The 26,161-nt window shown below is 75.2% G+C and carries 21 protein-coding genes and 1 tRNA gene; 13 read left to right on the top strand and 9 right to left on the bottom strand.

All coding sequences use genetic code 11. The features are described from left to right. Positions 1-24 precede the first annotated feature (24 nt). The 3 genes from ACF1ED_RS01915 to ACF1ED_RS01905 all read right to left on the bottom strand — a co-directional run bounded on the left by ACF1ED_RS01915 (position 25) and on the right by ACF1ED_RS01905 (position 3,537). Positions 25-2,268, bottom strand: coding sequence for a DUF6571 family protein (locus tag ACF1ED_RS01915; protein ID WP_391756419.1), 2,244 nt, complete (start codon positions 2,266-2,268; stop codon positions 25-27). A 64-nt stretch (positions 2,269-2,332) separates the two neighbouring features. Further along, the gene (locus ACF1ED_RS01910) at positions 2,333-2,758 is read right to left on the bottom strand and encodes a hypothetical protein (protein WP_391756418.1); all 426 of its coding nucleotides are present in this window, start codon (positions 2,756-2,758) and stop codon (positions 2,333-2,335) included. 260 nt (positions 2,759-3,018) lie between these two features. Further along, positions 3,019-3,537: a hypothetical protein gene (locus ACF1ED_RS01905; RefSeq protein ID WP_391756417.1), complete on the bottom strand. Its 519-nt coding sequence runs from the start codon at positions 3,535-3,537 to the stop codon at positions 3,019-3,021. A gap of 835 nt (positions 3,538-4,372) precedes the next feature. Between ACF1ED_RS01905 and ACF1ED_RS01900 the strand changes: the two genes are divergently transcribed. After that, a complete protein-coding gene (locus ACF1ED_RS01900; RefSeq protein ID WP_391756416.1) occupies positions 4,373-4,693 on the top strand; it encodes a tyrosine-type recombinase/integrase in 321 nt (106 codons plus the stop codon). 99 nt (positions 4,694-4,792) lie between these two features. Here the strand turns inward: ACF1ED_RS01900 and ACF1ED_RS01895 are convergent. Further along, positions 4,793-4,866 (bottom strand) — tRNA-Pro (locus ACF1ED_RS01895). A 105-nt stretch (positions 4,867-4,971) separates the two neighbouring features. Between ACF1ED_RS01895 and ACF1ED_RS01890 the strand changes: the two genes are divergently transcribed. Continuing rightward, a complete protein-coding gene (locus tag ACF1ED_RS01890) occupies positions 4,972-5,511 on the top strand; it encodes a DUF309 domain-containing protein (protein ID WP_391756415.1) in 540 nt (179 codons plus the stop codon). A 7-nt stretch (positions 5,512-5,518) separates the two neighbouring features. Here ACF1ED_RS01890 and ACF1ED_RS01885 read toward each other — a convergent pair whose 3' ends face one another. Further along, positions 5,519-5,887 (bottom strand): DUF488 domain-containing protein, encoded by a 369-nt coding sequence (locus ACF1ED_RS01885; RefSeq protein WP_391756414.1) that lies wholly within the window; start codon positions 5,885-5,887, stop codon positions 5,519-5,521. Positions 5,888-5,916: 29 nt separating this feature from the next. After that, positions 5,917-6,519: a TetR/AcrR family transcriptional regulator gene (locus ACF1ED_RS01880; protein WP_391756413.1), complete on the bottom strand. Its 603-nt coding sequence runs from the start codon at positions 6,517-6,519 to the stop codon at positions 5,917-5,919. A 186-nt stretch (positions 6,520-6,705) separates the two neighbouring features. Here ACF1ED_RS01880 and ACF1ED_RS01875 point away from each other — a divergent pair, with 186 nt between their 5' ends. The 7 genes from ACF1ED_RS01875 to ACF1ED_RS01845 all read left to right on the top strand — a co-directional run bounded on the left by ACF1ED_RS01875 (position 6,706) and on the right by ACF1ED_RS01845 (position 17,538). Then, complete coding sequence (locus ACF1ED_RS01875) at positions 6,706-7,632, top strand: phosphatase PAP2 family protein (protein WP_391756412.1); 927 nt, start codon at positions 6,706-6,708, stop codon at positions 7,630-7,632. Next, the gene (locus tag ACF1ED_RS01870; RefSeq protein WP_391756411.1) at positions 7,629-8,753 is read left to right on the top strand and encodes a DMT family transporter; all 1,125 of its coding nucleotides are present in this window, start codon (positions 7,629-7,631) and stop codon (positions 8,751-8,753) included. Before ACF1ED_RS01875 ends, ACF1ED_RS01870 begins: the two co-directional genes overlap by 4 nt. Before the next feature lie 163 nt (positions 8,754-8,916). After that, on the top strand, positions 8,917-9,927 hold the full coding sequence (locus tag ACF1ED_RS01865; protein ID WP_391756410.1) for an SPFH domain-containing protein: 1,011 nt from the start codon (positions 8,917-8,919) through the stop codon (positions 9,925-9,927). Further along, the gene (locus ACF1ED_RS01860) at positions 9,924-10,826 is read left to right on the top strand and encodes a hypothetical protein (RefSeq protein ID WP_391756409.1); all 903 of its coding nucleotides are present in this window, start codon (positions 9,924-9,926) and stop codon (positions 10,824-10,826) included. Before ACF1ED_RS01865 ends, ACF1ED_RS01860 begins: the two co-directional genes overlap by 4 nt. A 286-nt stretch (positions 10,827-11,112) precedes the next feature. Then, positions 11,113-11,979: a GNAT family N-acetyltransferase gene (locus tag ACF1ED_RS01855; protein ID WP_391756408.1), complete on the top strand. Its 867-nt coding sequence runs from the start codon at positions 11,113-11,115 to the stop codon at positions 11,977-11,979. A gap of 663 nt (positions 11,980-12,642) precedes the next feature. Next, a complete protein-coding gene (locus tag ACF1ED_RS01850; protein ID WP_391756797.1) occupies positions 12,643-14,337 on the top strand; it encodes a S8 family serine peptidase in 1,695 nt (564 codons plus the stop codon). A gap of 210 nt (positions 14,338-14,547) precedes the next feature. Continuing rightward, positions 14,548-17,538, top strand: coding sequence for an AAA family ATPase (locus ACF1ED_RS01845; protein WP_391756407.1), 2,991 nt, complete (start codon positions 14,548-14,550; stop codon positions 17,536-17,538). A 21-nt stretch (positions 17,539-17,559) separates the two neighbouring features. On the opposite strand, the gene ACF1ED_RS01840 is transcribed toward ACF1ED_RS01845, so the two are convergent. Beyond that, positions 17,560-18,216: a 1,4-alpha-glucan branching protein gene (locus ACF1ED_RS01840; RefSeq protein ID WP_391756406.1), complete on the bottom strand. Its 657-nt coding sequence runs from the start codon at positions 18,214-18,216 to the stop codon at positions 17,560-17,562. 379 nt (positions 18,217-18,595) lie between these two features. On the opposite strand from ACF1ED_RS01840, the gene ACF1ED_RS01835 reads away from it, so the two are divergent. After that, a complete protein-coding gene (locus ACF1ED_RS01835; RefSeq protein ID WP_391756405.1) occupies positions 18,596-20,092 on the top strand; it encodes a cellulose binding domain-containing protein in 1,497 nt (498 codons plus the stop codon). Here ACF1ED_RS01835 and ACF1ED_RS01830 read toward each other — a convergent pair. Then, positions 20,082-21,035, bottom strand: a complete 954-nt coding sequence (locus tag ACF1ED_RS01830) for a hypothetical protein (protein ID WP_391756404.1) — start codon at positions 21,033-21,035, stop codon at positions 20,082-20,084. The two genes, ACF1ED_RS01835 and ACF1ED_RS01830, sit on opposite strands and share 11 nt — an antisense overlap. Positions 21,036-21,166: 131 nt before the next feature. Here ACF1ED_RS01830 and ACF1ED_RS01825 point away from each other — a divergent pair, with 131 nt between their 5' ends. Together ACF1ED_RS01825 and ACF1ED_RS01820 are read left to right on the top strand one after the other, a co-directional pair. Further along, positions 21,167-21,775, top strand: a complete 609-nt coding sequence (locus ACF1ED_RS01825; protein WP_391756403.1) for a TetR/AcrR family transcriptional regulator — start codon at positions 21,167-21,169, stop codon at positions 21,773-21,775. A gap of 209 nt (positions 21,776-21,984) precedes the next feature. Continuing rightward, complete coding sequence (locus tag ACF1ED_RS01820) at positions 21,985-23,604, top strand: acyl-CoA dehydrogenase family protein (protein WP_391756796.1); 1,620 nt, start codon at positions 21,985-21,987, stop codon at positions 23,602-23,604. On the opposite strand, the gene ACF1ED_RS01815 is transcribed toward ACF1ED_RS01820, so the two are convergent. Next, positions 23,573-24,541: a LysR substrate-binding domain-containing protein gene (locus ACF1ED_RS01815; RefSeq protein ID WP_391756402.1), complete on the bottom strand. Its 969-nt coding sequence runs from the start codon at positions 24,539-24,541 to the stop codon at positions 23,573-23,575. The two genes, ACF1ED_RS01820 and ACF1ED_RS01815, sit on opposite strands and share 32 nt — an antisense overlap. 195 nt (positions 24,542-24,736) lie before the next feature. On the opposite strand from ACF1ED_RS01815, the gene ACF1ED_RS01810 reads away from it, so the two are divergent. Beyond that, positions 24,737-26,152, top strand: a complete 1,416-nt coding sequence (locus ACF1ED_RS01810; protein WP_391756401.1) for a 2-hydroxymuconic semialdehyde dehydrogenase — start codon at positions 24,737-24,739, stop codon at positions 26,150-26,152. The last annotated feature ends 9 nt before the right edge of the window (positions 26,153-26,161 follow it).

The raw sequence follows: 26,161 nt of genomic DNA, 5'->3' as shown, positions 1-26,161 counted from the left end.
CGACTTCCTCCGTGGGCGGTCGGGTCAGTTGGTGGTGTCGGTCAGATACTTCTGTGTCGTGTTGGTCCCCCGGTCATGTCCGTCGAGGATCTCGCTCTTAAGCCCGGCCCTTTCGTCGGCGTCGATGTCCTGCCGGCCGTCGGCCCACGAGTCGACCATGAGGTTCATCTGGTTGTTGGCGTTGAGGTAGTGGTCGGCGATGCCCGCGTTGGCGGTGGTGTCCGCTTCGGCCTTCAGGTTGTTGCCCATGACCCAGGCCCAGGTGTCGACGCCGCGCTGGATCGAGTCGCCGAAGGCGATGGAGACCCCGCCGGCAGTGGTGAAGTACAGAGGGGTCACGGCCCCGCCGACGACGTGGTAGGCCATCTTCGATTTCCAGTCCGCCGCGCTGTAGGCGGACATGCGCTCGTCGTTGATGACGTCCTCCCGGATGGCGCTGTAGGCGCCCAGGGTGGCTCCGGCGTTGCTGAGGGGGTTGCTCTGGGTGAAGCCGTCGGCGCCGTTGGGGATCTTCTCCATCTCGAGGCTGATGTAGCGGGACTCGGCCTTGTGGAGCGTCGCGTACGCCTCGGGGTCGTCGGACAGGCCCCGCATGAATTGCGCCAGGTCCTTCTGACTCGCCGCCATGTGGACCTTGTCGCCGTCGCGGAAGAAGCCGTCGCCGGTGGCGGCGGTGACGTACTGGCTGCTGCCCATGCCGCCCAGGATCTGATGGGTGTCCTCGGTGTACGAGGCGAGGGCGCGGGAGAGGGGCTCGCGCATGTTCTCGTGCACCTTCTGGTCGGGGCCGAGGCCGCTGATGACGTCGTGCATGATGCGGGCCTGTCCCTCGGTGTGCGGGGTCACGGGCCAGGGGTCCTGGTTAGGTCCCAGAGGCGGGTGGCCCGTGGTCGACGACTCCAGGATCAGTCCCAGACCTGTGCGGACGTCGCGCTCCTCGCTCTCGCGGTCGGAGTGGGTCTCGATGTTGCCGCGCCACTCCGGGGTGTCGACGAGGTTCCAGTCGCGTTCCTTCAGCAGGTACTGCAGGTTGTCGTTCTTGCCGTCCGGCCCGGGGTCGAGGTAGGAGGTCGCGGCATCGGGATCCTTGGCCATGAGGCCGAGGACTCCGTCGAGCGGGTCGTTGGCGAACCAGCCGCCGTCCTTGCCGCTGAAATCACCTTGCAGGTCCCAGACTCCGGGGTCACCGCCGCGCTTCTTGTCCTCGGCCGTACGTATGTCGTCTGCCAGGTCGTGCAGGAAGGAAGCGGAGTAGCCGTCGCCCTGCTGCATGAGCGTGACGAGGCTCTGATAGCCGCGGACCTGCTGGCCGTGACCACGGCTGATCACGTTCGGGCGCTCGCCGGCCTCCTTGAGGTCGAACTTCTCGGTACCGGCCTGCCTCAGCTGCTCCCGGAAGTCCTTGTAGAACGCTGACTTCGGGTCCTGCATGGCGTTGGCCAGGGAGTTCGCCAGTCCCTTCTCCAGACCGAGGTAGGTCTGCCGCTGCTTCTTGTCGTCGTGATAGGCGAGGTCGTTCAGCCGGTTCGTGAAGTTCAGCGCGCCCTGCGCGCCCATCCCGTTCAGGAACGTCTGGGTGAACTCGGGGCGGGAGGAGTTGTCGCGGAAGGACCGCTGCAGCTCGGCCAGGTCCGCGGCCGAGACCTTCTCGCCCGCGTTGACCCGGGTGGCGATGTCCTCCGCCCGGTCCGCCTCGTACAGCTCGACATCACTCTTCGCGCCCGCGTTGAAGCCGTCGAAGGTGCCGTCGAGCGGATTACTGTCGACCACGACCGCCTCCAGGGCGATCCGGACACCGTCGTCGGCGTCGGCCACCGCCTTGACGGCCGCGGTGATCGCCGCGTTCCACTCGCCCACCGACGAACGGACCGAGTCCTGATAGCTGGGGTCGTGGAGGTAGGCGCTGCGCTCGCTGTCACTGAGCCGGGCGGTGTCGAAGGAAACGTGCCCCTGCTCGGACACCGCCATCCCCGCCTTGACCGCATCGTCCCGGACGCTGCGTACCCTGCCGCGCAGGTCGACGAACTGAGCGTGCGCGTCGCGCAGCAGCGCGGCGATCGCCTTCGCCTCCTTCTGCGCGGCCTTGTACTCGCTCAGGGTCACCGCGAACCGGGCGTTCGCGGCGTCCGCGCTCTGTCCCTGCCAGGACGGACCCAGGGATATGCCGTGGACGTCCCGCTCGTACTGCTCTTCCAGCTTCTTGAACTCACCCGCCATGTCGTCCCACTTCGAAGCGGCAGCGGTGAGCTTGGACAGGTCGGTGGTCATCACTTCGTGGTACGTCGGCATGCTTCCCCCAGGCCGTTCACGGACAGTTCGGTTCTCGGCAGACTCAGAGCCTGTCAAGTCCGGAGGACTGGCGCGTCTGCAGACCGACGCCCACGTCGGTGTTCCGCAGCAGCAGCGAGGTGCCGCGCAGGGCACTCTTCTCCGACCCCAGGCGGCTCATCAGCCCCTTGACCTGCCGCTCCCACACCGCGTGGGCCTTCTTCAGCGCCGGGGAGGTGTCCCACCCTTCCCCGTCCTTGCCGCTGAACTCGCTGACCGCGGCGCTCGTACTCGCCTGAGCCGTGTCACCGGCCTTCTTCGTGTCGGGCTCGAGGTGCTGCTCGATCGCGTCGGCCGCGGCCTTCTTCTGCGCCGGCGTCGACACCAGGTTCACGGCACCTCCGCCCCCGGCCGCCGATACGAGCTGGTTCAGCCGCATTTGCTGCCCACCCGCCTCAGGCTCGGACTGCCCCCGTTCGGCCCCTGCCATGCTGCCGTCCCCTCGCTGGACTGTCGCGCGTCGGTCAAGATCACCATACCCATCGCGATCAGACCGGATCGACGCGAAGGAGCCCGCGTAGCACCGACGCTCCTCCGGCGCCGGGATTCCGCGCCAGAACCGACGAGGTCTCGCTCGTCAAACCGACGCGCTGCCGGGGTGAGATGGACGCCTCAGGAAGCTCCATGTTCTGTACGCCGTGAACACGGTGGAGCGGGGCCGGCCGGATCCAGAACGGTTCTGTTCTCCTGTCACCGGCCCGCCCCGCGAAGAGAGCGGGGCCTGCCGGCAGAAGAGGGCCAGGCCCGGGAGAAGGCGGCGCGTTCGGTGCGGGTCCATTCCGTGTACTCCTGGCGCACGTGGGAACGGCCGGTGTCGGGTTCATCGTCCCGGAGCGGGTGCTCTGCGGGGAGGGGGCCGGCGGCGTGGAGGCCGTCGGTGTCCACGTCGAAGGTGCGCCGCGCCGCCGCGGCTGTACCGGCCTTGTCCAGGGCGTGTTCGGCCCGGGTAGCGGTGGCGCCGCCGCCCAGGTGGTCGAGTTCGGTGGCGTAGGCGCTGAGGTCGGCGAGCGCGGCCCGGCGCAGCAGGAGCAGGCGGTGGGCCATCGGGCCCGGGCGGCGCTGTCCGGCCGCTTTAGCCACCGCGGTGGCGGCGTCGAGGCCGGCCTCGGGGGCGGTGAGGGCCTTACCCTGCTCGTGCTCGGGCGGTGCGGTGCGGTGCGGTGCGGTAGGCGTCGTGGCAGCCGGGGGCCGGGGAGGATGAAGTGTCATAGGGCGGCCGGGTCCTCCCGCACCGCCGGCACCGCAGTACCTGCCGTCCCTCAGCGGCGATGATGTCGGCCTTCATGCTAGGGCACATGCGGCACACGATCGCCGGGCGCTCCGTCACCAGGTCCGTCCCTCGCTCCGTTCGGCACCGGTTCCCTGCGGGTCGGCCGGGGCGGGCCTGCCCCTCGCGCGCGGCCGGCACTCCGGCATCACCCGGACGCGGTCTCCAGACGTTCTTCTGCGCCCGTCGTCCCGGCTTCCCTCGCCGCACGCCGGGCACGGGCCCGGCGCAGAGCGGGGCGTACCAGGTGTCGGCCTGACGGCGGCACCCGGAGAGAGCCTGCTCGATCCGGGTCGGCGCATTGTGCAGGGCGATGGCTGGGTCTACGAGGATTTCGGCTGGGAGTGATGCCTGCCACCGGTTGGAGCATGACCTCTCTGGTGCCTTCGTCCAGGGCCGGGATCCCGCGCCCTCTTCCCGAGGCAGGGAATCCCGCTCATGACAAAGACGCCGTAGCACCTGGCGGGCGGCCCGCACTTTCACGATCCGCTCCGCCGGAAGAACGGGCACGTCAGTCGTGTCCGGAAGTGCTTGCGGCCCGGCGGCGCGCGGCACGGTCGACCTGCCGCAGCGGAAGGTGGGCGAGCTGGATGATCGCAGCTGCTTCGACGGGTCGTCGAAGTCGACCGTGCGGCGGCTCGTCGGGGCTGCCGTCCTCCTCCGAGCCGTGGCATCGTGCCGTTCACCAGTTCAACGGTCGCCTGAGAGCGAAGAACTGCGTCACCCGATATCACCGCATAATCGCCGGTCCGTCCGGACCACCGCGACGGGGGTGACATGACCGCACTGCCGTACCGGGAAGGCCCGTGGACCGACGGACACTTGGTGGCCTGCGGCGACGACGTCGTGACGCGGCTCGGCTTCGAGCACCTTCGACGACACGACCTGCGCCACACCGGGCTGACGTGGTTCGCGGACGACGGGGTCCCCCTTCACGTCCTGCGCAAGATCGCCGGGCACGGCTCACTGCGCACCACCCAGCGCTACCCGCACCCCGACGCCGGCCAGGTCACCGCAGCCGGTGCAGCCCTCTCCGCGCACCTCATGGTGCTCCGTGCACCTCGTTCGCTGCCTGTCACGGCAGTCGTCGCCGTCTGACCGGCACCGACCGCCCTGGTCCCCAACTGGTCCCCAAAAATGATCAAGGGGCCGCTTCAGATCGCTCTGAAACGGCCCCTGACCTGCGACTCATTCGAGTCGGGACGACAGGATTTGAACCTGCGACCCCTTGACCCCCAGTCAAGTGCGCTACCAAGCTGCGCCACGTCCCGGTGCCCGTCGGCGGCGGGGTTTCCCCGCGTCGGCGTGCAGGAGAACACTACCTCACTCCGTGGGGGGAGATCACACACCGGTGCGCGGGGGCGGAGAATGGCGGGGTGAGCGAGGCATCCGGAGGGAACGGGCGCGGCCGGGACCGCGACGAGGAGGGGCGGGCGCGCAGCGCGCGGCCGCGGGACGGGCTCGGGCGGCCGCTGCCGTACGGGGCGGCGGGCGTGGCGCGCCAGCCCGAGGGGGTCGCGCGGACGCCCGGGGAGACGGTGCGGGAGGCGCAGCGGCTGCTGGACGCCGGGATGCCGTTCCACGCGCACGAGGTCTTCGAGGACGCGTGGAAGTCGGGGCCGGGCGGTGAGCGGGAGCTGTGGCAGGGGCTGGCGCAGCTGGCCGTGGGGCTGACGCACGCCGCGCGGGGGAACGCGACGGGCGGGGCGCGGCTGCTGCGGCGCGGGGCCGGCCGGGTCGGCGGGTACGCGGAGGGGGGCGGCGAGACGTACGGCCTGGACGTCCCGGGGCTCGTGGCCTGGGCCGGGGAGCTGGCCGTGCGGGTGGAGCGCGGGGCCGCAGGCGGGGCCGCTCCCCCGGACGCCGCCGCCGAGGCGCCCCGGCTGGCGGGGGGCCGGGGCGGCGCGGGCCGGTAGCGCTCCGTCAGGTGGCGAGTTCTTCCTGGAGGACCGTGGTGTGGCTGGTCTCGGGGTGCTTGGTGGCGGTGAGGAGGGTGAGGGGGGCGGTCTTCGCGAGGGCGCGGAGGCGGTCGAGGGCGGCGGCCGCCTCGGGGGCCGCGAGTTCGGCCTCGTAGCGGCGGCGGAACTCGTCGTAGCCGCCTTCGCCCGGGCCGTGGTACCAGCGGCGGAGTTCCGTGGACGGGGTGAGCGCCTTCGGCCATTCGTCGATGCGGGCGTCCGCCTTGGCGAGGCCGCGCGGCCAGAGGCGGTCGACGAGGACGCGGACGCCGTCGTCGGGGGCCGGCGGGTCGTAGACGCGGCGGACGCGGACGGCGGGGGTGGGGGCGGGCATGGCTCCAGGGTGCGCGACCCCGGCGCGCGTCACCCGTCGACGCGCAGGACGGGCAGCAGGACGGCGTCGACGAACGCGCGGGCGGCGGAGTCGTCGGGGAAGCGGTCCTCCAGCAGCCGCTCGATGCGGAGCAGGCCCATGAAGCTGGGGGCGACGAAGGCGATGGCCGGGTTGTCGGGGGCGACCTCGCCCCGGTCGACGGCGCGCTGGACGACGGCGTCGATGGCCGCGACCTCGGGGGCGATGACGGTCTCGCGGATGCAGCCGCGCAGGTCGGGGTGGCGGAGGTATGCCTGGGCGACGGCCTCCATGAGCTCGGTGTCGTGCTCGTGGCGGGCCGAGGCGATGCGGGCGGCCTCGTGGAGGTCGCCGGCGAGGCTGCCGGTGTCGATGCCGCCGAAGACCGCGCAGCGGCGGGCGGCGAGGGCGGCGGTGACGAGCTGCGGCTTGGTGCCCCACTGCCGGTAGAGGGTGGCCTTGCCGCACTTGGTGCGGGCCGCGACGCCCTCCATGGTCACCGCGTCGTAGCCGCCTTCGCGCAGGAGGCGGAGCACGGCCTCGTACAGCTCCGCCTCGCGCTCCGGCGTGATCTTGCTGCGGCGGGCGGCGGCGGTGGCGGCCTGCGTGGACATCGGTTCCTCCCGGAAACCTCGGGCCCTCCGCGCGGGACGGGAGCACCCTTCTCTGCACATACGAGAGTAGGGGGTGCACAATCGAGACGCAAACGTATCGAGACGCTTGCGTCTCGATGAAATCGGATCTAGAGTTCCTCCGTTTGTTGCAGCTTTGACCGATTGACGGATGGGAAGTGCCGCGCCATGGCTACCCCGACACACGGGACGGGCGGGACGGACGGGATACGTCCGGCCGCCCGGGCCGAGGGCGGCCGGCCACCGCTCCTGCGCGAGCTGTTGCTCGTCACCGGGCTCTTCCTCGTCTACAAGTTGGGCCGGCTCCTCGCCAACGGCCACGAGACCGCCGCCTTCCGCAACGCCGACCTCGTGTGGGACGCCGAGCGCGCCCTCCACCTCCCCGGCGAGGGCGCGGTCCAGCAGCTCCTGCTGCACGGCGAGCCGCTGGTCCGGGTCGCGAACACCTACTACGCGGCCGTGCACTTCCCGGCCACGATCGCCTTCCTCGCCTGGCTGTACTGGCGCCGCCCCGCGCACTACGTCTGGTCGCGGCGCGTCCTGGCGCTGCTCACCGGCGCGGCGCTGGCGCTGCACATCCTGGTGCCGCTCGCGCCGCCCCGGATGCTCGCCGCCGCCGGCCTGGTGGACACCGCGCGGGTCTACGGCCCGTCCGTGTACGGCGCCGCCCCGGAGGCGGACTCGATGGCGAACCAGTTCGCCGCGATGCCGTCGCTGCACTTCGGCTGGGCGCTGATGGTCGCGATCGGGCTCATCGCCGCGACCCGCTCGCGGCTGCGCCGGTGGTGGCTGCTGCACCCGGCGCTGACGCTGCTCGTGGTCGTCGGCACCGCCAACCACTACTGGATGGACGCGCTCGCCGCCGCGGCCCTGCTGGGCTTCGCGCTGCTCGTCGTACCGACGCCGGAGCGTCCGGCCGTGCCGACCGCGCCGCCGTCCGCGTCCCCGGCCGTGCCGCCGTCCGTGTCCACGGCCGCGCCGACCGCGCCCCCGGCCGTGCCGCCGTCCGCGTCCACGGCCGCGCCGGCCGCGGCGCCCGCCGCGCCCCCGCAGCGGTCCGCCGCCGGCTCCGTCCCCGCCGGGGTGCGGCGATGAGCGCCACGGCGGGCACCGTGCTCGCGGTGCTGCTCTCGCTCGTCTCCGCCGCCGGGTACGCGCTCGCCGCCGTCGCCCAGGCCCGGCTCGCCGCCGCCCCCTCCACCCCCTCAGGGCACGGGGCGCTGCGGGCCCTGCTCGCGCGCGGCCAGTGGTGGTGGGCCGTCGGCCTCAACGCCGCCGGAGCCCTCGCCCACGTCGCCGCCCTGCACTACGGCCCCCTGACGCTGGTGCAGCCGCTGGGCGCGCTGACCCTCGTGGCGGCACTGCCGCTGGGCGCCCGCACGGCCCGCCGGCGGGTGACCCGCACCGAGTGGCGCGGGGCGCTGTGGACCCTGGCGGGCCTGGTCGGCCTCGTGGCGGTCACCGGCCCCGCCGCGCCCGGCGAGTCGCTGAGCCTGACCGAGGCCCTGGTGGTCGCCGGGGCGACGGCGCTGCTGATCGCGGCGCTGGCCGGCGCCGGCCGCCGGGCCGGGCACGGGGAGGGCGGCGTACGGGCCAACGGGCTCGGGCACGCCACCGCCTCCGGCATCGCCTCGGGCGTCGGCTCGGCCCTCACCCAGACCCTCACCGCCGCGCTGGCCCTCGGCCTCCCGGGCGGGCGTCCGGCCTGGTGGCAGACCGCCCTGCTCGCGGTGCTGATCTCCGCCTTCGCCATGGGCGGCCTGCTCCTGTCCCAGACCGCCTACCGGGGCGGGCTCGCCGGCCCGCTGGCGGTCGTGAACCTGTCGAACCCGGCGGCCGCCGCCGTCATCGGCGTGGCGCTGCTCGGCGAGACGTTCCGCGCGGGTGCCTGGGGCTGGCCGGCCGCCGCGGCGGCGGCCCTGGTCGCGGCCCGGGGCGTCGTCCTCCTCACCACGGGCGGCCCCACGCCCCCGAAGTCCGGGCCCGAGTCCGTGACCGGGGCCGTGACCGGGCCCGAGTCCCTGACCGGGCGCGGCCCGGCCGCGCCCGTCGCGACGCCCGTCGCGACGCCCCCCGTCGGCGAGCTCGCGCCGGGGCCCGCTGCGCCTGCGGTGCCTGCGGTGCCTGCGGTGCCTGCGGTGCCTGCGGTGCCGAGTCTGGCCGAGGCGCTGGGTGAGGTCCTCGTCCCCGTACGGGAGGCGGAGCCGGCCCGCTGACCGGGACGGCCGGGGCGGACGCCTCCTCCACCTCGCCCCCCGGCCGCCCCGGCCACCCCGGCCGCCCCACTGGTACGGCCCCACCCCACGACCCCCTTCGCGTCACCTTGACGACAACCGGCCTCCGGTTCTATCGTCATGATGACGACAAGGGGGTTCTCTCATGGCCGACATCACCCGGCGCGCGGGCTGGCGCCACCTGCGCTCCGCGCCCACCGCCCACATCCGGCACCAGCGGGACGGACGGATCGCGCACGACGGGGCCGGGCTCAGCTTCTGGTTCCGGCCGCGGAGCGCGGCGCTGTCGGAGGTCCCGGTGGACGACCGGGAGCTGGCGATGGCCTTCCACGCCCGCACCGCGGACTTCCAGGACGTGAGCGTGCAGTCCACCGTCACGTACCGGATCGGGGACCCGGCGACGGCCGCCGCGCGGCTCGACTTCTCCATCGACCCCGACACCGGGGTCTGGCGCGGGACCCCGCTGGAGCAGATCGCGACGCTGCTGACCGAGACCGCCCAGCAGCACGCCCTCGACGTGCTCGCGCGCACCACGCTCGCCCGGGCGCTGGTGGACGGCGTGGCGGCGGTACGGGAACGGATCACGGACGGGCTCGCCGCCGAACCGCGGCTGCCGGCGACCGGCATCGAGGTGGTCGCCGTCCGGGTGGTCGCGCTCCGCCCCGAGCCCGAGGTCGAGCGCGCCCTGCGCACCCCGGCCCGGGAGCAGATCCAGCAGGAGGCCGACCGGGCCACCTACGAGCGCCGCGCGGTCGCGGTCGAGCGGGAGCGGACGATCGCGGAGAACGAGCTGGCCAGCAAGATCGAGCTGGCCCGCCAGGAGGAACGGCTCGTCGAGCAGCGCGGCACCAACGCGCGGCGCGAGGCGGAGGAGTCCGCCGCCGCCGACGCGGTGCGGGCGGAGGCCGAGGCGGTGCGCAAGGTGCGCCTGGCACGGGCCGAGGCGGAGGCGGCGCGCGAGGTCGGCGAGGCCCGGGCCGCCGCCCAGACGGCCTGGCTCCAGGCGCACGCGACGGCCGAGCCCGCCGTCCTGCACGCCCTGGCGCTCGCCCGGGCCGCCGAGCAGCTGCCCAGGATCGAGCACCTCACCCTCTCCCCCGACGTCCTCACCGGCCTCCTCGCGAAGCTCGGCGGCAGCGGCGGGGCGGGCGCGTGAGCCTCGCCCCGCGGGCGGTCCTCGTACACCGCAGGACGGAGTACGAGGAGCTGCTCGCCCGGCACGGGACGCACGGGCAGGCCGCGTTCTTCCTGGCGGCCCGGGGGCGCTCGGCCGACGAGGTCCGCGAGCGGCACGACCGCGCGCTGCGGGCGCTCGCGGCCGTCGCCGGGGCCGTGCCGCTGGCCTGGCGGCAGACCCGGGTGGAGCGCGCCGATCTGGACAGGTTCCTCTTCGGGCCGGAGGACGTGGTGGTGGTGGTCGGCCAGGACGGGCTGGTCGCCAACACCGCCAAGTACCTCGCGGGCCAGCCCGTCGTCGGCATCGACGCCGACCCGGGCCGCAACCCCGGCGTGCTCGTCCGGCACCGCCCGGCCGACGCCCGCCGGCTGCTGCCGCACGCGGCCGGGCCGGGGGCCGCGGCCGACGAGCTGACCATGGTCGCGGCGGCCACGGACGACGGCCAGCGGCTGCTCGCCCTCAACGAGATCTACGTGGGTCCGCCGGGCCACCAGACCGCCCGCTACACCCTGGACGCGGAGGGCGGCGACGGCCGGGGGCCCGAGCCCCAGGCCTCCTCCGGGGTGCTGGCCGGCACCGGCACCGGCGCCACCGGCTGGCTCCGCTCGCTCTGGCAGCAGCGCTCCAGCGCGCTGGCGCTGCCCGCGCCGGCGGAGCCGCGCCTCGCGTGGTTCGTCCGCGAGGCATGGCCCTCCCCCGCGACCGGCACGAGCCGGGTCGAGGGGCTCCTCGGGCCCGGGCAGGGGCTGCGGCTCACCGTCGAGTCCGACCGCCTCGTCGCCTTCGGCGACGGCGTCGAGTCCGACGCCCTCGACCTGACCTGGGGCCAGACCGTCCGCCTCTCCGTCGCCGACAGCCGCCTCCGGCTGGTGACCTGACCCGCCCCGCGCCCGGCCGCCGGGAAGCCGTCGAAACGGCCACCGGCGCGACCACCGGAGCGGCCCCCACCGGAACGGCCCCACCAGAGCGGTCGCCGGAATGACTGTCGGAACGGCCGTCGGAACGGCCGTCGGAGCGGTCGCCGGAACGGCTGACGGAACGGCCGCCCGGGCGGCCGCGGGCGCGGCCGGAATCGATCGGCGGCGCCCGGGGAGGGCGCCAGGAGGCGCTACGGTGGGGCGCTTTGACCGTTTTGATGTGCGGTGTCGCCCGAAAGGCTCTCCCATGACCCTCTCCCCCGCCGGTCCGATCGTCGTCGCCCCCGCCACCCGCGCCGAGTGGGAGCTGGTGCGGGGCTGGGCCGCCGAGGAGGGGTGGAACCCCGGGCGGGCGGACGGGGACGCCTTCTTCGCGCAGGATCCGGACGGGTTCTTCCTGGGGCGGGTCGACGGCGAGCCGGTCTCCGCCGTCTCGGTGGTCACCTACGGGGACGCGTACGCCTTCCTCGGCTTCTACCTCGTCCGGCCCGAACTGCGCGGGCGGGGGCTCGGGCTGGCGACCTGGCGGGCCGGTCTCGCCCACGCGGGCGGGCGGGCGGTGGGGCTGGACGGCGTGCCCGCGCAGCAGGACAACTACCGGCGCTCGGGGTTCGCGACCGCCTACCGGACCGCCCGCTATGTCGGAGAAGTCCCTTCCCCGGAGCGCCCGGTGGCCGGGGTCGTGCCGGCCGGGCGGGTCGATCCCGCGCTCCTCGCCGCGTACGACTCCGCCTGTCACCACGCCGAACGGCCCCGCTTCCTCGCCGCCTGGCTCGCGACCCCGGGGCACCGCGCCCTCGCCCGGGTGACGGACGGCCGGGTGACCGGCTACGGCGTCGTACGGCCCTGTCAGGACGAGGCGCGCGTGGGGCCGCTGTTCGCGGACGGCCCGGCGGACGCGGCGGCGCTGCTCGACGCGCTGGCGGAGGAGGCCCGGGGCTTCGGCGCGCGGTCGATCGCCGTCGACGTGCCGGACACGAACCCGGCGGCGGCCCGGCTCGCCGAGGAGCGCGGCCTCACCCCCACCTTCGAGACGGCCCGCATGTACACGGCCCCGGTGCGGCCGGTCGCGACGGACCGCGTCTTCGGCGTCACGACCCTCGAACTCGGCTGAGTCCGGGCCGGAACCGGCCGGGAACCGCCCCTCGGCAGCCCGGCCGCGCCGCCCCACCCCTCGTACCCCTCGCCGCTCCCCGCGCCCTCGCCCCGCACCCCGCCGCGTGCCCGTGAACGGGTCGGATCGCGCCGTTTCGCCGCCCGGAGCGGGGCCGCGGGCCCGCCCGGACCTCCGCGCGCCCGCCGCGCCGGCACCCCCCGGCCGTCCCCCTGCCGTCCCCCGGCCGTCCCCGAGGGGGGACCCCCTCCCCGCCCCTGAGGGGTGACAAGGGTTTTCCCCGTATCGCGTTCACCTCCCCGTTCCCTACTGTCCTCCGCACCGGCGGATATCATCCCCCGCAGCGCACCTGACAGGTGCATGCGGGGAGATCCCCTCCGGTGACGGCCTTGACCCGGGCCGTCGGCGCCGGTGGCGGCGCACGGGCCCCCCAGCCCAGGGACCACGGCCGCGACCCCACTTCGCACCGCGACTCCCGCGCCGCCGCCACTGCCCGCAACCACGTCGTACTCGAAAGGGCCACCCACTTTGAACGGTTCCAGGCGGAGAGTCATATCCGTGGTCGCCACCGCCGCGATCATCGGTGCCACTGCCACCACCACCGGGGCGTTCGCCGCCGCCCCGGCCGCTCCCTCCCCGAAGCCGGCTCCGGCTTCGCAGGCGATGGGGACGCTCCCCAGCGCCCCGGTCGAGAAGGTCATCGTCACCTACAAGAGCCAGGCCGCCGAGGCCGGTTCCAACGCGGCGGCGAAGACCGACACCGCCGAGAAGGCCGCGAAGACCGGCGAGGACCTCGCCTTCGAGCGCCGCCTCTCCGGCGGCGGCGCCCTGGTCGACCTGGGCGACTCCGCCACCTCCCAGGACGTGAACGAGGTCATGGCCGCCTTCCGCGCCGACCCGTCCGTCGCCACCGTCGAACCGGACGTCCGCGCCTACGCCATGGCCGTGGCCCCGAACGACACCGACTACGCCAAGCAGTGGGACCTCTTCGAGGCCACCGGCGGCATGAACGTTCCGTCCGCCTGGGACAAGACGACCGGCTCGGGCGTCACCGTCGCCGTCATCGACACCGGCTACGCGGCCCACACGGACCTCGCGTCCAACGTCGTCTCCGGCTACGACTTCATCTCCACCTCCGCCGACGCCCGCGACGGCAACGGCCGCGACGCGGACGCCAAGGACGAGGGCGACTGGAACGCCACCGACGGCGAGTGCGGCACCGGCTCGAAGGCGTCGACCTCCTCCTGGCACGGCACCCACGTGGCCGGCACCATCGGCGCCGTCACGAACAACACCAAGGGCATCGCGGGCATCGCGTACAACGCGAAGATCCAGCCCGTGCGGGTGCTCGGCAAGTGCGGCGGCTCGTCCTCCGACATCGCCGACGCCATCACCTGGGCCTCCGGCGGCACCGTGTCGGGCGTCCCGGCCAACCCGACCCCGGCCAAGGTCATCAACCTGAGCCTGGGCGGCGCCAGCTCCACCTGCCCGAGCGTCTACCAGACCGCGATCAACGGCGCCGTCTCGCGCGGCACCACCGTCGTCGTCGCCGCGGGCAACAGCAACGCCAACACCTCCGGCTTCACGCCCGCGAACTGCTCGAACGTCATCACCGTGGCGTCGACCAACCGCGCCGGCTCCCGGTCGTACTACTCCAACTACGGCACCCTCGTGGACGTGTCCGCCCCCGGCGGCGAGACCCGCAACGCCACCGACACGCCCGGCACCGTCACCACCCCCGAGAACGCGATCTACTCCACGCTGAACTCGGGCACGACGACCCAGTCGGCCGAGAACTACAAGCCCTACCAGGGCACCTCCATGGCCGCGCCGCACATCGCGGGCCTCGCCGCCCTCCTGAAGTCGGCCAAGAGCACCCTCACCCCGGCCGAGATCGAGTCGGCGATCAAGACGAACGCCCGTCCGCTCCCCGGCACCTGCTCCGGCGGCTGCGGCACCGGCATCGCCGACGCGGCCAAGACCGTGAACGCGGTCACCGGCACCACCCAGCCGGGCACCGTCTTCACCAACGCCAACAACGTCACGATCGCCGACAACACCACCGTGTCGTCCTCGATCGCCGTCACCGGCCGCACCGGCAACGCCCCCGCCGCCCTCAAGGTCGACGTGGACATCAAGCACACCTGGCGCGGGGACCTGGTCGTCGACCTGGTCGCCCCCGACGGCACGGTGCGCAACCTGAAGGCGTCCTCCTCCTCGGACAGCGCCGACAACGTCATCGCGACGTACACGGTCGACGCCTCCAGCGAGGTCGCCAACGGCACCTGGAAGCTCCAGGTCCGCGATGTGGCCTCGGGTGACACCGGCTACATCGACTCGTGGAGCCTCACCTTCTGATCCACCGCTCAACCACCCCCCACATCAGCATCATTGCTGGTCAGCGACGCGCTCGTGGTCTACACCACGGGCGCGTCCTGGCGCGTGGGAGCGCGACCGCGCGGTGCGGCGTGTCCGCATGCCGGACAAGGGGCCTGGACGGAGCGCCCCGGCTCCGTATCCTCTGCGCAGGGCTCATGGGCGGGGCCCACGGGCGGAGGTGGCGACCAGGTGACGACGGTTCCGAACGGCCCCCTGCCCCCACGTGCTCCCGGAGCGGCCGGGTCCCCGGCCCCGGTGGGCCGCGAGGAGCTGCTGTCCCGTCTCGAATCCGTCCTCCACGCCCGCGGCCGCGCCCTGCTCACGGGCCCCGCCGGCGTCGGCAAGACCGAGGTCGCGCTGGCCGCCGCCGCCCGGGCCGAGGCCCGCGGCGAGACCGTGCTGTGGCTCGCCGCCCTCCCCGCCGACCGTGCGATACCCGGCGCCGCCGCGGCCGCGCTGGTGGCCTCCGTGGCGGCCACCGTCGCCCGGCCGGGCCCGCGCGCCGAGCCGGTCCCCGCCACCGAGGACGGCCCGGCCGGCCTCGACGGCACCCCCCTCCCGGGCACCCCCGGCGCCCTGCCCTCCGGAGTCTTCGCCTCCGGCGTCTTCGACGACCTGCCGGGGCCCCAGCGCACCGCCGTCGCCATGCTCTGCCGCGAGGCGCCCATCCAGCAGGGCGGCTGGGACCCGATCGCCCTGCGCCTGGGCATCGCCCGCATCCTGCGCGTGCTGACCTCCCGGGGGCCGGTGCTGCTCGTCGTCGACGGGGCCGAGTTCCTCGACCCCGACAGCACCGACCTGCTCCGCTTCGCCCTCCACCTCGCCCCGCCGTCGCTGCGGGTGATCGCGGTCGAGACCCCGGAGCCGTACGGGGACGCCCACGGCGCCGACGCGCCGGAGCCCGGCACCGGCGCCTCCGGCCGGACGGGCGTCGGGCACACCGCCCACCTGTGGGTCCCGTCCGAGGCCGACCTGCTGCTCGTGCCGCCGCTCCAGGCGGACGAGATCGCCGAACTCCTCATCCACCACCGGCTGCCGTCCCGGATGGCCGGCCGCATCCACCGCGCCAGCGGCGGCAACCCCCGGCTCGCGCTCGCCGTCGGCCGCTCCCTCGCCGACGCCCGCACCCCCGTGCACCACGCGGAGGCCCTGACGCTCTCCGGGCGCGCCCGGGACCTCGCCCGCCAGCTCCTGGGCGCCGCTCCCCCGCCGGTCCGGGCCACGCTGCTGCTCGCGGCGCTCGCCCTGCGCCCCTCGGCGACCCTGGTGCGGCGGGCCGGGCGGCCCAACGCGGAGGCGGACCTCGCCGCCGCCGAGCGGGCCGGCCTGGTGTCGCTCGCCGAGGACGGCTCGCTCGCCTTCACGGCGGGGCTCCTGCCGTCCACCCTGGTGCACGACGCCTGCTGGGCGGAGCGCAGCGCGGGGCACGCGGCGCTCGCCGAGGTCGTGGACGACCCGGTGGAGGCGGTCCGGCACCGGGCGCTGGCCTCCGACCGGCCGGACGAGGAGCTGGCCGCCGAGGTCGCGGCCGCGGCGGAGACCGCCCGGCGGCGCGGGAACAACGCGCTCGCCGCCGAACTCGCTCTGCTGGCCGCCGAGTCCACGCCCGGCCGGGACGGGGCACGGCGCATCGCGCGCCTCGTGGACGCGGCCGAGGAGGCCGCGCGGGCGGCCAGGGCCGACCTGGCGATGCGGGCCACCACGGACCTGCTCGCCCGCGACGCCTCCCCCACCGACCGGGTGCGGGCCCGCCTCGCGGTCCTCGACACGGCGGGACAGGGCCTCACCGACCTGGACGACATGTACGTCCACGCCATGGAGGACTCGGAGGGCGCCACCGCGCTCCGGGCCGCCGTGCAGCTCCGACTGGCCGTCAAGTACGTGCTGGCCGACGGCGATCCGGAGCGCTCCCGGACCGCCGCGATGGAGTCGGCCGCGCTCGCCGCGTCGGTGGGCGACCCCCGCACGGCCGCGCAGGCGCTGACCGTGCAGGCGCGGATGGAACGGGCGCTGGGCACCCCCGACGCGGAACCGGTCCTGGCCCGCGCCCGGGAACTGGAGCTGGCGGAGCGGCCGTTGGGCATCCGCAACGCCGCCCAGATCCTGACGATCCGGCACGCCCTCTTCGACGACCGGCTGACGGACGCCCGGGACGAGCTGAACGCGCTGCTGCCGCTGGTGCAGCGGCGCGGCTCGGTCGAGGACGCCATCGAGCTGTTCCGCACGCTCGCGGAGATCGAGTCGCGGATCGGCGCGTGCGCGGCGGCGCTCGCCCACGCCGGCCAGTCGCTGGCGCTCACCCTGGAGGCCGGCCTCTCCCCCGGCCCCGCCTGGTACGCGCTGGCGCTCGCCGAGACCGCCGGCGGCAGCCTGGGCCGGGCGGCGAGCTACGCGCGGCGCAGCGTGCAGGCCTCCGAGGAGGAGGGCGACCGGGTCTTCCTCTCCCGCAGCCGGTACGCCCTCGGGCGCGTCCAGCTGGTCAACGGCGACGTGGCAGCGGCCCTGGAGACCCTGCGCCGGGTGCAGACCGACGAGCGGGCGCAGTCCACGGTCGACCCGTCGATGCTGCGCTGGCACGAGGAACTGGCGGAGGCGCTGCTCGCCCACGACGCCGTCGACGACGCCCTGGCGCTGCTCGCCGAGGTCCGTCCGGTGGCCCGGCGCCTCGGCAGGTCCACGGTGCTGCTCGGCTGCGACCGGGTGCGGGCGCTGTGCCTGGCGGCGGAGGGGCGGACGGACGAGGCGGCGGAGCTGCTGACCGGGACGGCCGCCCGGTTCGCGGAGGCGGGGCTGCCGCTGGAGCAGGGGCGGGCGCTGATGGCGCTGGCCCGGGTGGAGCGCAAGCGGCGGCGCCGGTCGGCGGCGCAGACGGCGCTGCACGCGGCGGCCACGGTCTTCGAGCGGGCCGGGGCGGTGCCGTGGCTGGCGCTGGCCACGGAGGCCCCGGCCGGTGAGCTGCCGGGGACGGCGCAGGGCGGCGAGGAGGGGCCGACGGCGCTGGCCTCGCTGACCGAGGCGGAGCTGCGGCTGGCCCGGCTGGTGGGGCAGGGCGCCTCGAACCAGGAGGCGGCGGCGAAGCTGTTCCTGAGCGTGAAGACGGTGGAGGCGCGGCTGACCCGCATCTACCAGAAGCTGGACGTGCGCTCCCGCTCCCAGCTGGCGACGGCGCTCCGCCCCTGAGGACGGAGCGCGCCGCCGGGGTCAGGCCCGGTGGACGGAGACGTACGCCCCGCGCGCGGCGGCGCCCCCGGCTCCCGCCGGGGCCCACTCGGCGGTGACGCCCCCGAGCGCGCCGTCCCCGGCGCCGCCCGGCCGCAGGACCCGGTGCAGCCGCAGGACGAGGGCTCCGGCGTCGCCCTCCGCCCGGACGCGGACCTCGGTGTGCCCGGCGCCGTCGACGGCCTCCGCCGGTCCGGCCGCCCGCAGGCCGGGGACGGCGGCGACGGCGACGGTCTCGTCGACGGCGTCGCTGACGGACTGCTGCTGCGGCACGGCCCGTCCGTCGAGCAGTGCCGTCAACTCCCGGACGAGCACCGGGTCGTGGGCGCCGTCGTAGATCCACCGGGTGCCGAGCACCCCGTGCTCGGAGGTGCCGATGAGGGCGTGCTCCGCGCCGTCGAGGGGCTTGCCCCGGTACGTCATCGGGACCAGGTACGCGACCGCCTCCGGCCCCTCGCCGTCGGCGACGACCATGAACTCGATGCCCACCTCGCCCTCGGGGTCGTCGAGCCGGAACCCGCCGACCCTCACCGGCCGCGGCCCGTCCGCCCCGCCGGCGTACCACGCCCGCCTGGGCAGCCAGTCGGCGATGAGCTCCAGCTTGGTCGGCGTCATCGTGGTGCGGTGGATGAGGGCCATGAGCGGGTCGCTTCCTCTCCTCGGGACGGGGAGCCGCCAACGTAACAGAGCGCCCCGCCACGGCCGTCGGCCTCCCGCCGTCCCGGGCGGCGCGGGCGCGGTGGGAGCGTTTGACGTACCGGGCGGGGCGGTGGGCCGGGCGGCGTCGGGGCCGGTGGCCTCGCGGGCGCCGGGGGCGCGGGACGGCCGGCCCCGGGCCGCGCGGCCCGTCCGTGGCTTGAAGTGGGGTCCGCTCGGGGGCCGCTCGGGGGGCGTTCCGGTGGGGAGGGATGGTGGACGGGTCCGTCGCTTCCATTGACGTCGGCGCAACGGTAAGGAAGGTTTCCTGTCAACCATCGCCGACCGCCCGGCGCCGCCCGGCAGGAGGAGACGACCCATCATGCGCAGAGCGATTCCGGCCGCGGCCGCGACGGCCGCCGCCGTCCTGATCGCCGCGGGACTCCTGACCCCGTCGGCCCGGGCCGACGCCGCCCCCGTCCTCACCGCCTCGGTCGCCCGGGCGAGCGTCTGGAGCACCGGCTACGGCGCCGAGGTGACCGTGGCGAACGGCGGGGACGCCCCGGCGAGCGGCTGGACGGTCGAGTTCGACCTGCCGGAGGGCACCTCGGTCAGCGGTCACTGGTCGGCGACGAAGACCCAGAGCGGCCGCCACTACACCTTCACCTCCGTCTCCTGGAACGGCTCGGTCGCACCGGGCGGGACGCAGGGCTTCGGCTTCAACGCGAGCGGCCTCGGCCTCCCCCTCAACTGCACGGTCAACGGCGCCCCGTGCGCCGGCGGCAGCCCCACGCCGACCCCCACGCCCACGCCGAGCTCTACCCCGACCCCGACGCCGACGCCGACCCCCACGCCGAGCTCTACGCCCACGCCCACCCCCACCTCCACGACCGCCCCGCCCGCCGGCCCCGTCGTCGACGTCGCCACCGCGGCGGAGCTCCGGGCCGCGCTGGACTCGGCGACGCCCGGGCGGACGATCCGGCTGGCCCCCGGCGAGTACCGCGGCTCCTTCGTCGCGCAGCGCGCCGGCACGGCGGACCGGCCGATCACGCTGACCGGCCCCCGGACGGCGGTGCTCGTCAACGACGGTCCGTCCGGCAGCGGCCCGTCCTGCCCGGTCCCCACCGCCGGCTGGGACCCGGGGTACGGCCTGTGGCTGTACCGGGCGCCGCACTGGAACCTGGAGGGCTTCACCGTCCGGGACTCCAAGAAGGGCGTGGTCGTCGACGCCTCCCCGCACGTGACGGCGGACGGGCTGCACGTGCACCGCGTGGAGGAGGAGGGCGTGCACTTCCGCCGCTCCTCGGCGGACGGCGTGCTCCGGGACTCGACGGTCGAGGAGACGGGCCTGGCGCAGCCCGGCTACGGCGAGGGCGTGTACATCGGCTCCGCGGGCTCCAACTGGGGCTGCCACGGCAACGAGGGCGGCGCCGACCGCTCGGACCGGGTGCTCGTGGAGAACAACCGGATCGGTCCGGGCGTCGCCGCCGAGGCCGTCGACGTCAAGGAGGGCACCTCCGGCGGGACCATCCGCGGCAACACCTTCGACGGGCGCGGGATCAGCGGTCAGAACTCGGCGGACTCCTGGATCGACGTGAAGGGCGTGGACTACCTGATCGAGGGCAACACCGGCACCTTCACCGCGCCGGGCACCTTCGCCAACGGGTACGAGACGCACAACCCCGTCACCACGCCGGCCTTCCCGAACGGCTGCGGCAACGTGTGGCGCGGCAACTCCTCCGACCTGGGCGGGGTGGGCGCGTACGCCGTCCGGATCACGTCGACCTCGAAGTGCCCGGGGCGGCTCAACGTGGTGCACGCCTCCAACACGGTGCGGGGCGCCACGAGCGGTCTGACCAACATCGCGGTCACGCCGTGAGGCCGTCCTCCCCGTAGGGGTCGAACCAGTGGCCGTCGAAGTGGCGGGCCAGGGAGTGGGGGTGGTGCCGGTCGGTGAGGACGCGGTGGAGGAACTCGGTGACGGTCACATCGAACCGCTCCCAGGAGTCGAAGTCGTCCTCGCAGGCGACGACCGGCCACCGCTCGGGGTCGTCGCCCTCGGTGAGCCAGTAGAAGGTGTCGGCCTGCTCCGTGTCGCCCCACTGCAGGAGGCCGCCGGGCGCCGGGTACACGCCGTACGGCTCCCACAGGCCGGAGCCGCGCGTCCGCGCCCACTCGGCCGACCGGAGCGCGTTCCCGACGAGGTCGGAGCCGCGCGCGTTCGAGCCGGGGACGTACAGCCGGAGGTAGTCGTCGAAGGCGCCCTCGCCGAAGACCTCGGCGAGCTGCTTGTAGTCGGCGGGGAGCGCCGTGCCGAGCCGGGCCTCGGTGTCCGCCCAGTCCACCGGGTGCCGGGGCGCGGCGAGGTCCCGGCCGGTGGCCGCGACGATCCCGCCCAGCCAGGTGGACCCCTCGGGAGGCTCGTCCGCCGGGGTCCGGCCCTCGGCGACGAGGAGCACGGGCAGCGGGCCCTGGGGGTGGCGGATCGCGCCGAGGCCGATCCACCGGCCGCCGTGCGACCAGCCGCGCATCGCGAGGAGCCGGTCCCCGAAGGGGGTGAGCAGCGGCAGGCCGGTGAGGGCGGTCGCGGTCGGGTCCGCGCAGCCGTCCGGGGCGAGGCTCCGCGCCCGTCCGTACCGCTCGACGAGGGCCCTCCGGAACGCGTCGAGCGCGCCCTCCCCGATCGGCGGCGGCAGGCAGACGTGGCCGTCGGGATGACCCGGCTCCCCGCAGCGGAGCTCGCCGGTGTCGGCCCAGGCCAGGCGGCGCACGAGGGCGAGGAGTTCGGCCGGTTCCCCGTCGTGCTCGTTCGGTCGGTCCATGACGGGCATGGAACCAGACGGCACCGACAACGCCGCCCGCGCCCCCGGGCGCGGCGGGATGCGGCGGGGCGCGGCGGACAGGGAAGGCGCCGGCCATGGCGCGAAACTCTGAATGGTGGTTCACTCCTTTCATGGCCTACCGCAAGACCCCCGCCGAAGTCCGCCGGCTCGAAGCGGCCCGGGAGCACCTGGTCGCCTGCGCCACCTCCGTCGTGGCCGAGGTGGGCTGGTCCCAGGCGTCCGTGACCGCGGTCGCCGACGCCGCCGGGATCGCGGCCGGCTCCGTCTACCAGCACTTCCCGTCCAAGGCGGCGCTCGCCGTGGAGGTCTTCCGGCGCGCCGCCGGGCGCGAGGTGGAGGTGCTCGGCGAGGTGCTGGCCGCGCCCGGCGACCCGGTCGAGCGGCTGACCCGCGGCATCCACGTCTTCGCCCGCCGCGCCCTGGAGAACCGCGGGCTCGCCCACGCCCTGCTCGCCGCCCCGGCCGAGCCCGCCGTCGGCGCCGAGCGGCTCGACTTCCGGCGCCGCTACCGCGCGCTGTTCGCCGCGGTGGTGCGCGAGGGCATCGCCGGAGGGGTGCTGCCCGAGCAGAACGGCGAGCTCACCGCCGCCGCGCTCACCGGCGCGGTCGGCGAGGTCCTGGTCGACCCGCTCGGCGCCCCCGGCGGGACCACCACCGAGGCACTCCTCGCCGACCTCACCGCGATGGCGCTGCGCTGCGCGGGCGCGCCCCCGCCGTAGACCGCCGCCGTAGGCCCCCGGCGCAGACCGCCGTACGCCGGCGCGCCCGGCCGGCGCCGTACCGACCCGTCCCCCGCCCCGCCCCGCCTTCCGGAGGAGCAACCACCGTGACCACGACCCCCGGCTCCGACACCGACGCCTCCACCGCTCCCGCTCCCGGCACCGGCACGGGCGCCCCCGGCGCCGCGCCCCGGAGCCGTCCCACCGCCGTGACGCACGCCGTCACCAACCAGGCCCCGCCGCTGACCGGCCACGACGCCGCGGCCGACCCGGTGCTGCTCGAAGGCGTCGAGCGGGAGGGCGCCGGGTGGCACCTGGCGGACCTGCACCGCTTCGGCCGCGTCGTCACGGGCGAGGAGGCCCAGCGCTGGGCGGACCAGGCCAACCGCCACGAGCCCGAGCTGCGCACCCACGACCGGTACGGCAACCGGATCGACGAGGTCGAGTTCCACCCGGCCTACCACCGGCTGATGGACCTGTCCGTGGGCGAGGGCCTCGCCGGCGCCGCCTGGGCCGACGACCGGCCCGGCGCCCACGTGGCGCGCGCCGCCGGCTTCATGCTCGCCGGCATGCTGGAGGCGGGCCACCTGTGCCCGGTCTCGATGACGTACGCGGTGGTCCCGGCGCTGCGGCACTCCCCCGAGCTCGCCAAGACGTACGTGCCGCTGCTCACCAGCCGCTCGTACGACCCCGGGCTGCGCGCCCCGGCGGAGAAGCGCGGGCTGCTCGCCGGGATGGGCATGACCGAGAAGCAGGGCGGCAGCGACGTGCGCGCCAACACCACGACCGCCATCGAACTGCCGGACGGGACCTGGCGGTTGCGCGGCCACAAGTGGTTCACCAGCGCGCCGATGAACGACGTCTTCCTCGTCCTCGCGCAGGCGCCCGGCGGCCTCTCCTGCTTCCTGGTGCCGCGCGTCCTGCCCGACGGCGCCCGCAACACCTTCCGCATCCAGCGGCTCAAGGACAAGCTCGGCAACCGCTCCAACGCCAGCAGCGAGCCGGAGTTCGACGACACGGTGGCGTGGCTGGTCGGCGCCGAGGGCAAAGGCGTGCGGACCATCATCGACATGGTGACGATGACCCGCCTGGACTGTGTGCTCGGCTCCGCCGCCGGCATCCGCGGCGCGCTCGCCCAGGCGGCCCATCACGCCCGCCACCGCTCGGCGTTCGGCGCCACGCTGATCGACCAGCCGCTGATGCGGAACGTCCTCGCCGACCTGGCGCTGGAGTCGGAGGCCGCCACCACCCTCGGCCTGCGGCTGGCCGGTGCCGCGGACCGCGCCCGCCTCGGCGACGAGGGCGAGCGGGCCTTCCTGCGCCTGGCCACCGCCGTCGGCAAGTACTGGGTCTGCAAGCGGCAGCCCGCCGCCGTCGCCGAGGCCCTGGAATGCCTGGGCGGCAACGGCTATGACGAGGCGTCAGGCATGCCCCGCCTCTACCGCGAGGCCCCGCTCAACAGCATCTGGGAGGGCTCCGGCAACGTCAGCGCCCTGGACCTGCTGCGCGCCCTGGCCCGCGAGCCGGAGGCCCTGGACGCCTTCCGCGCGGAGGTCGGGGCGGCGTCCGGCGCCGACCGGCGGCTCGACGCGGCCTGGGCCGCCCTCCAGGGCGAGCTCCGGCTCACCGAGGACGCCCCGCTGCGGGCCCGCCGGGTCGCCGAGCGGGCCGCCCTGGTGCTCCAGGGCTCGCTCCTGGTCCGGCACGCCCCGGCGGCGGTCGCCGACGCCTTCTGCGCCTCCCGGCTCTCCGGCGACCGGGGCCTCGCCTTCGGCACCCTCCCGCCGGCGACGGACTTCACGGGCCTGCTGGACCGCCTGCCGGTCTGAGGGGCCCCGCGCCGAGGCTCTCGCGCAGGACGGCCGCCTCCTCGTCGAGGTGGTGGAGGAGGGCGGCGAGCGCCGGGGTGCGGGTGCGGTGGGCGGCTTCGGTGACGCCCACCGTGCGCCCCACGGAGGGGAGTTCGACCGGCAGCGGCGCCAGGTGTTCGTCGTCGCGCAGGACCAGTTCCGGCAGGAGCGCGACCATGTCGGTCTGGAGCAGCAGCGCCCGCATGGTCAGGATGGACGTGCACTCGACCCGGTCCGCCGGCAGCGAGAGCCCCCGGTCCACGAAGAGCGCCCCCAGCTCGTGGCGGAGGGCGGTCTGCTCGACCGGCAGGATCCACGGGAAGCCGAGCGCGTCCGTGAGCGTGGCCGTCCGCTCCGCCAGCAGCGGGTGCCCGGAGCGGACGGCGAGCCGGATGGGCTCGCGGTAGAGCATCCGGTGGCGCACCTTCTCGCCCTCGGCCGGCGCGGCGCCCACCCGGCCGACGATCACGTCGAGTTCGCCGCCGAGCAGCGCCGGGTGGAGCACGTCCGGGGTGCCCTCCCGGACGACGACGGTCAGCCGGGGCCGCTCCCGCTTCAGCCGGGCGACGGCCCGGGGCAGCAGCACGTTGGCCCCGGCCAGCAGGGTGCCCACGGTGACCGTGCCGTCCTGCCCCTGCCGCAGTCCGGTGAGGTGCTCCTCGGCGCGCCGCACCTCGGCGACGACCGCGCGGGCGTGGGCCACGAGGGCCTCTCCGTAGACGGTGGGCCGCATCCCGCGCGGCACGCGGGTGAACAGCGGCAGTTCGGCGATGGCCTCCAGCTCCCGCAGCGTCCGGGTCGCGGCGGGCTGGGTGAGGTGCAGGGTCTCGGCCGCCCGCACCACGCTCCCGTGCTCGAAGACCGCGAGGAGCAGGGTCAGGTGCCGGAACTTCAGCCGGCCGTCCAGGAGGTCCATCGGAGCCGTCTCCTTCCGGGGGAGCGCCGGCGGCGGGCCGCGCCCCGGCCGTCGCATACCAGGATCGCTATACCTCTCGCACCGATCGGCATTGGATCGGCATAGCTGGGTGGGCGCACTATACCGGCACGCCCCGGGGGCGAGTTTCGGACAGTCCCCGGCCCAGCAACGGAGGTCTGCAAGGTGAGTTCACCCGTGCGGCATTACGTAGGAGGCGGGTTCGACGCGTCCGGCGTGCCGTTCCCGCTCGTCGACCCGGCCACCGGGCGCACCGTCGGGGAGGTGCCCGCGGCCTCGCGGGAGCTGGTCGGCCGGGCGGTGGGCGCCGCCCGGGAGGCGCTGCGCGGACCCTGGGCGGGGTGGAGCCCGGCGGAGCGCTCGCGGGCGCTGCACCGGATCGCCGACGGCATCGAGGCGCGCTTCGACGAGTTCGTCGCCGCCGAGTGCGCGGACACCGGCAAGCCCCGCGGGCTCGCCTCGACGGTCGACGTCCCGAGGGCGGTCGCCAACTTCCGCGCCTACGCGGACCTGTCGGCCGGGCGGAGCGAGCGGTCCTGGCACACCCCCGCCCCGGACGGGCGCGGCGCGCTGAACTACACGGTGCGCAAGCCGCTCGGCGTGGTCGCGGTGGTCTCGCCGTGGAACCTGCCGCTGCTTCTGCTCACCTGGAAGCTCGCCCCGGCCCTCGCCATGGGCAACACCGTGGTCGCCAAGCCGTCGGAGCTCACGCCGTCCACGGCCTGTCTGCTGGCGGAGGTGATCGCCGGGGCGGAGCTGCCCGCGGGCGTCTTCAACCTGGTCCACGGACCGGGGGCGGACGCGGCCGGGCAGTGGCTGACCGAGCACCCCGGGGTGGACGCCGTCGCCTTCACCGGCGAGTCCCGTACCGGTTCGGCGATCATGCGGGCCGCCGCGGACCGGCTGGCCCCGGTCTCTTTCGAGCTCGGCGGCAAGAACGCCGGGCTGGTCTTCGCCGACGCGGACCTGGAGCGGGCCGTGGAGGGGACCCTCCGCTCGTCCTTCACGCACAGCGGGCAGGTGTGCCTGTGCACCGAGCGGGTGTACGTGGAGCGGCCGGTGTTCGAGGCGTTCGCCGGGGCCCTCGCGGCCGGGGCGAAGGAGCGGACCGGGTACGGCCCGATGATCTCCGCCGCCCACCGAGACAAGGTCCTCGGCCATCTGGCCCGGGCCGCCACGGACGGCGAGGTCCTCGCGGGCGGCGGGGCGCCGTCGTTCGGCGACGCGCGGGACGGCGGCTTCTGGGTGGAGCCGACGGTGCTCGCCGGACTGCCGGAGGACCACCCGGCGGTACGGGAGGAGATCTTCGGCCCCGTCGTGCACCTGGCCCCCTTCGACACCGAGGAGGAGGCCCTCGCCCTGGCCAACGCGGGTCCGTACGGGCTGGCCGCCACGGTGTGGACCGGCGACCTGAGCCGCGCCCACCGGGTCGCCCCCGCCCTCGACGTCGGCGTCGCCTGGGTCAACACCTGGAACCTGCGGGACCTGCGCACCCCCTTCGGCGGGGTGAAGGCGTCCGGGATCGGGCGCGAGGGCGGGGACCACTCCCTCGACTTCTTCTCCGAGCCGATGAACGTGTGCGTGAAGCTGTGACGACGACGG

The sequence above is a fragment of the Streptomyces sp. NPDC014656 genome (assembly GCF_043084305.1).
Lineage (GTDB): Bacteria > Actinomycetota > Actinomycetes > Streptomycetales > Streptomycetaceae > Streptomyces.
The sequence above is the reverse complement of the archived record's forward strand: the minus strand, read 5'-3'. Positions and strand labels throughout refer to the sequence as shown.

Excerpts from the sequence above, each read along its gene's own strand:
- ACF1ED_RS01915 (WP_391756419.1), bottom strand. The coding sequence starts at position 2,268 with ATGACCACCGACCTGTCCAAGCTCACCGCTGCCGCTTCGAAGTGGGAC.
- ACF1ED_RS01910 (WP_391756418.1), bottom strand. The coding sequence starts at position 2,758 with ATGGCAGGGGCCGAACGGGGGCAGTCCGAGCCTGAGGCGGGTGGGCAG.
- ACF1ED_RS01905 (WP_391756417.1), bottom strand. The coding sequence starts at position 3,537 with ATGACACTTCATCCTCCCCGGCCCCCGGCTGCCACGACGCCTACCGCA.
- ACF1ED_RS01900 (WP_391756416.1), top strand. The coding sequence starts at position 4,373 with ATGACCGCACTGCCGTACCGGGAAGGCCCGTGGACCGACGGACACTTG.
- ACF1ED_RS01885 (WP_391756414.1), bottom strand. The coding sequence starts at position 5,887 with ATGCCCGCCCCCACCCCCGCCGTCCGCGTCCGCCGCGTCTACGACCCG.
- ACF1ED_RS01880 (WP_391756413.1), bottom strand. The coding sequence starts at position 6,519 with ATGTCCACGCAGGCCGCCACCGCCGCCGCCCGCCGCAGCAAGATCACG.
- ACF1ED_RS01875 (WP_391756412.1), top strand. The coding sequence starts at position 6,706 with ATGGCTACCCCGACACACGGGACGGGCGGGACGGACGGGATACGTCCG.
- ACF1ED_RS01870 (WP_391756411.1), top strand. The coding sequence starts at position 7,629 with ATGAGCGCCACGGCGGGCACCGTGCTCGCGGTGCTGCTCTCGCTCGTC.
- ACF1ED_RS01865 (WP_391756410.1), top strand. The coding sequence starts at position 8,917 with ATGGCCGACATCACCCGGCGCGCGGGCTGGCGCCACCTGCGCTCCGCG.
- ACF1ED_RS01855 (WP_391756408.1), top strand. The coding sequence starts at position 11,113 with ATGACCCTCTCCCCCGCCGGTCCGATCGTCGTCGCCCCCGCCACCCGC.
- ACF1ED_RS01850 (WP_391756797.1), top strand. The coding sequence starts at position 12,643 with ATGGGGACGCTCCCCAGCGCCCCGGTCGAGAAGGTCATCGTCACCTAC.
- ACF1ED_RS01840 (WP_391756406.1), bottom strand. The coding sequence starts at position 18,216 with ATGGCCCTCATCCACCGCACCACGATGACGCCGACCAAGCTGGAGCTC.
- ACF1ED_RS01835 (WP_391756405.1), top strand. The coding sequence starts at position 18,596 with ATGCGCAGAGCGATTCCGGCCGCGGCCGCGACGGCCGCCGCCGTCCTG.
- ACF1ED_RS01830 (WP_391756404.1), bottom strand. The coding sequence starts at position 21,035 with ATGGACCGACCGAACGAGCACGACGGGGAACCGGCCGAACTCCTCGCC.
- ACF1ED_RS01825 (WP_391756403.1), top strand. The coding sequence starts at position 21,167 with ATGGCCTACCGCAAGACCCCCGCCGAAGTCCGCCGGCTCGAAGCGGCC.
- ACF1ED_RS01815 (WP_391756402.1), bottom strand. The coding sequence starts at position 24,541 with ATGGACCTCCTGGACGGCCGGCTGAAGTTCCGGCACCTGACCCTGCTC.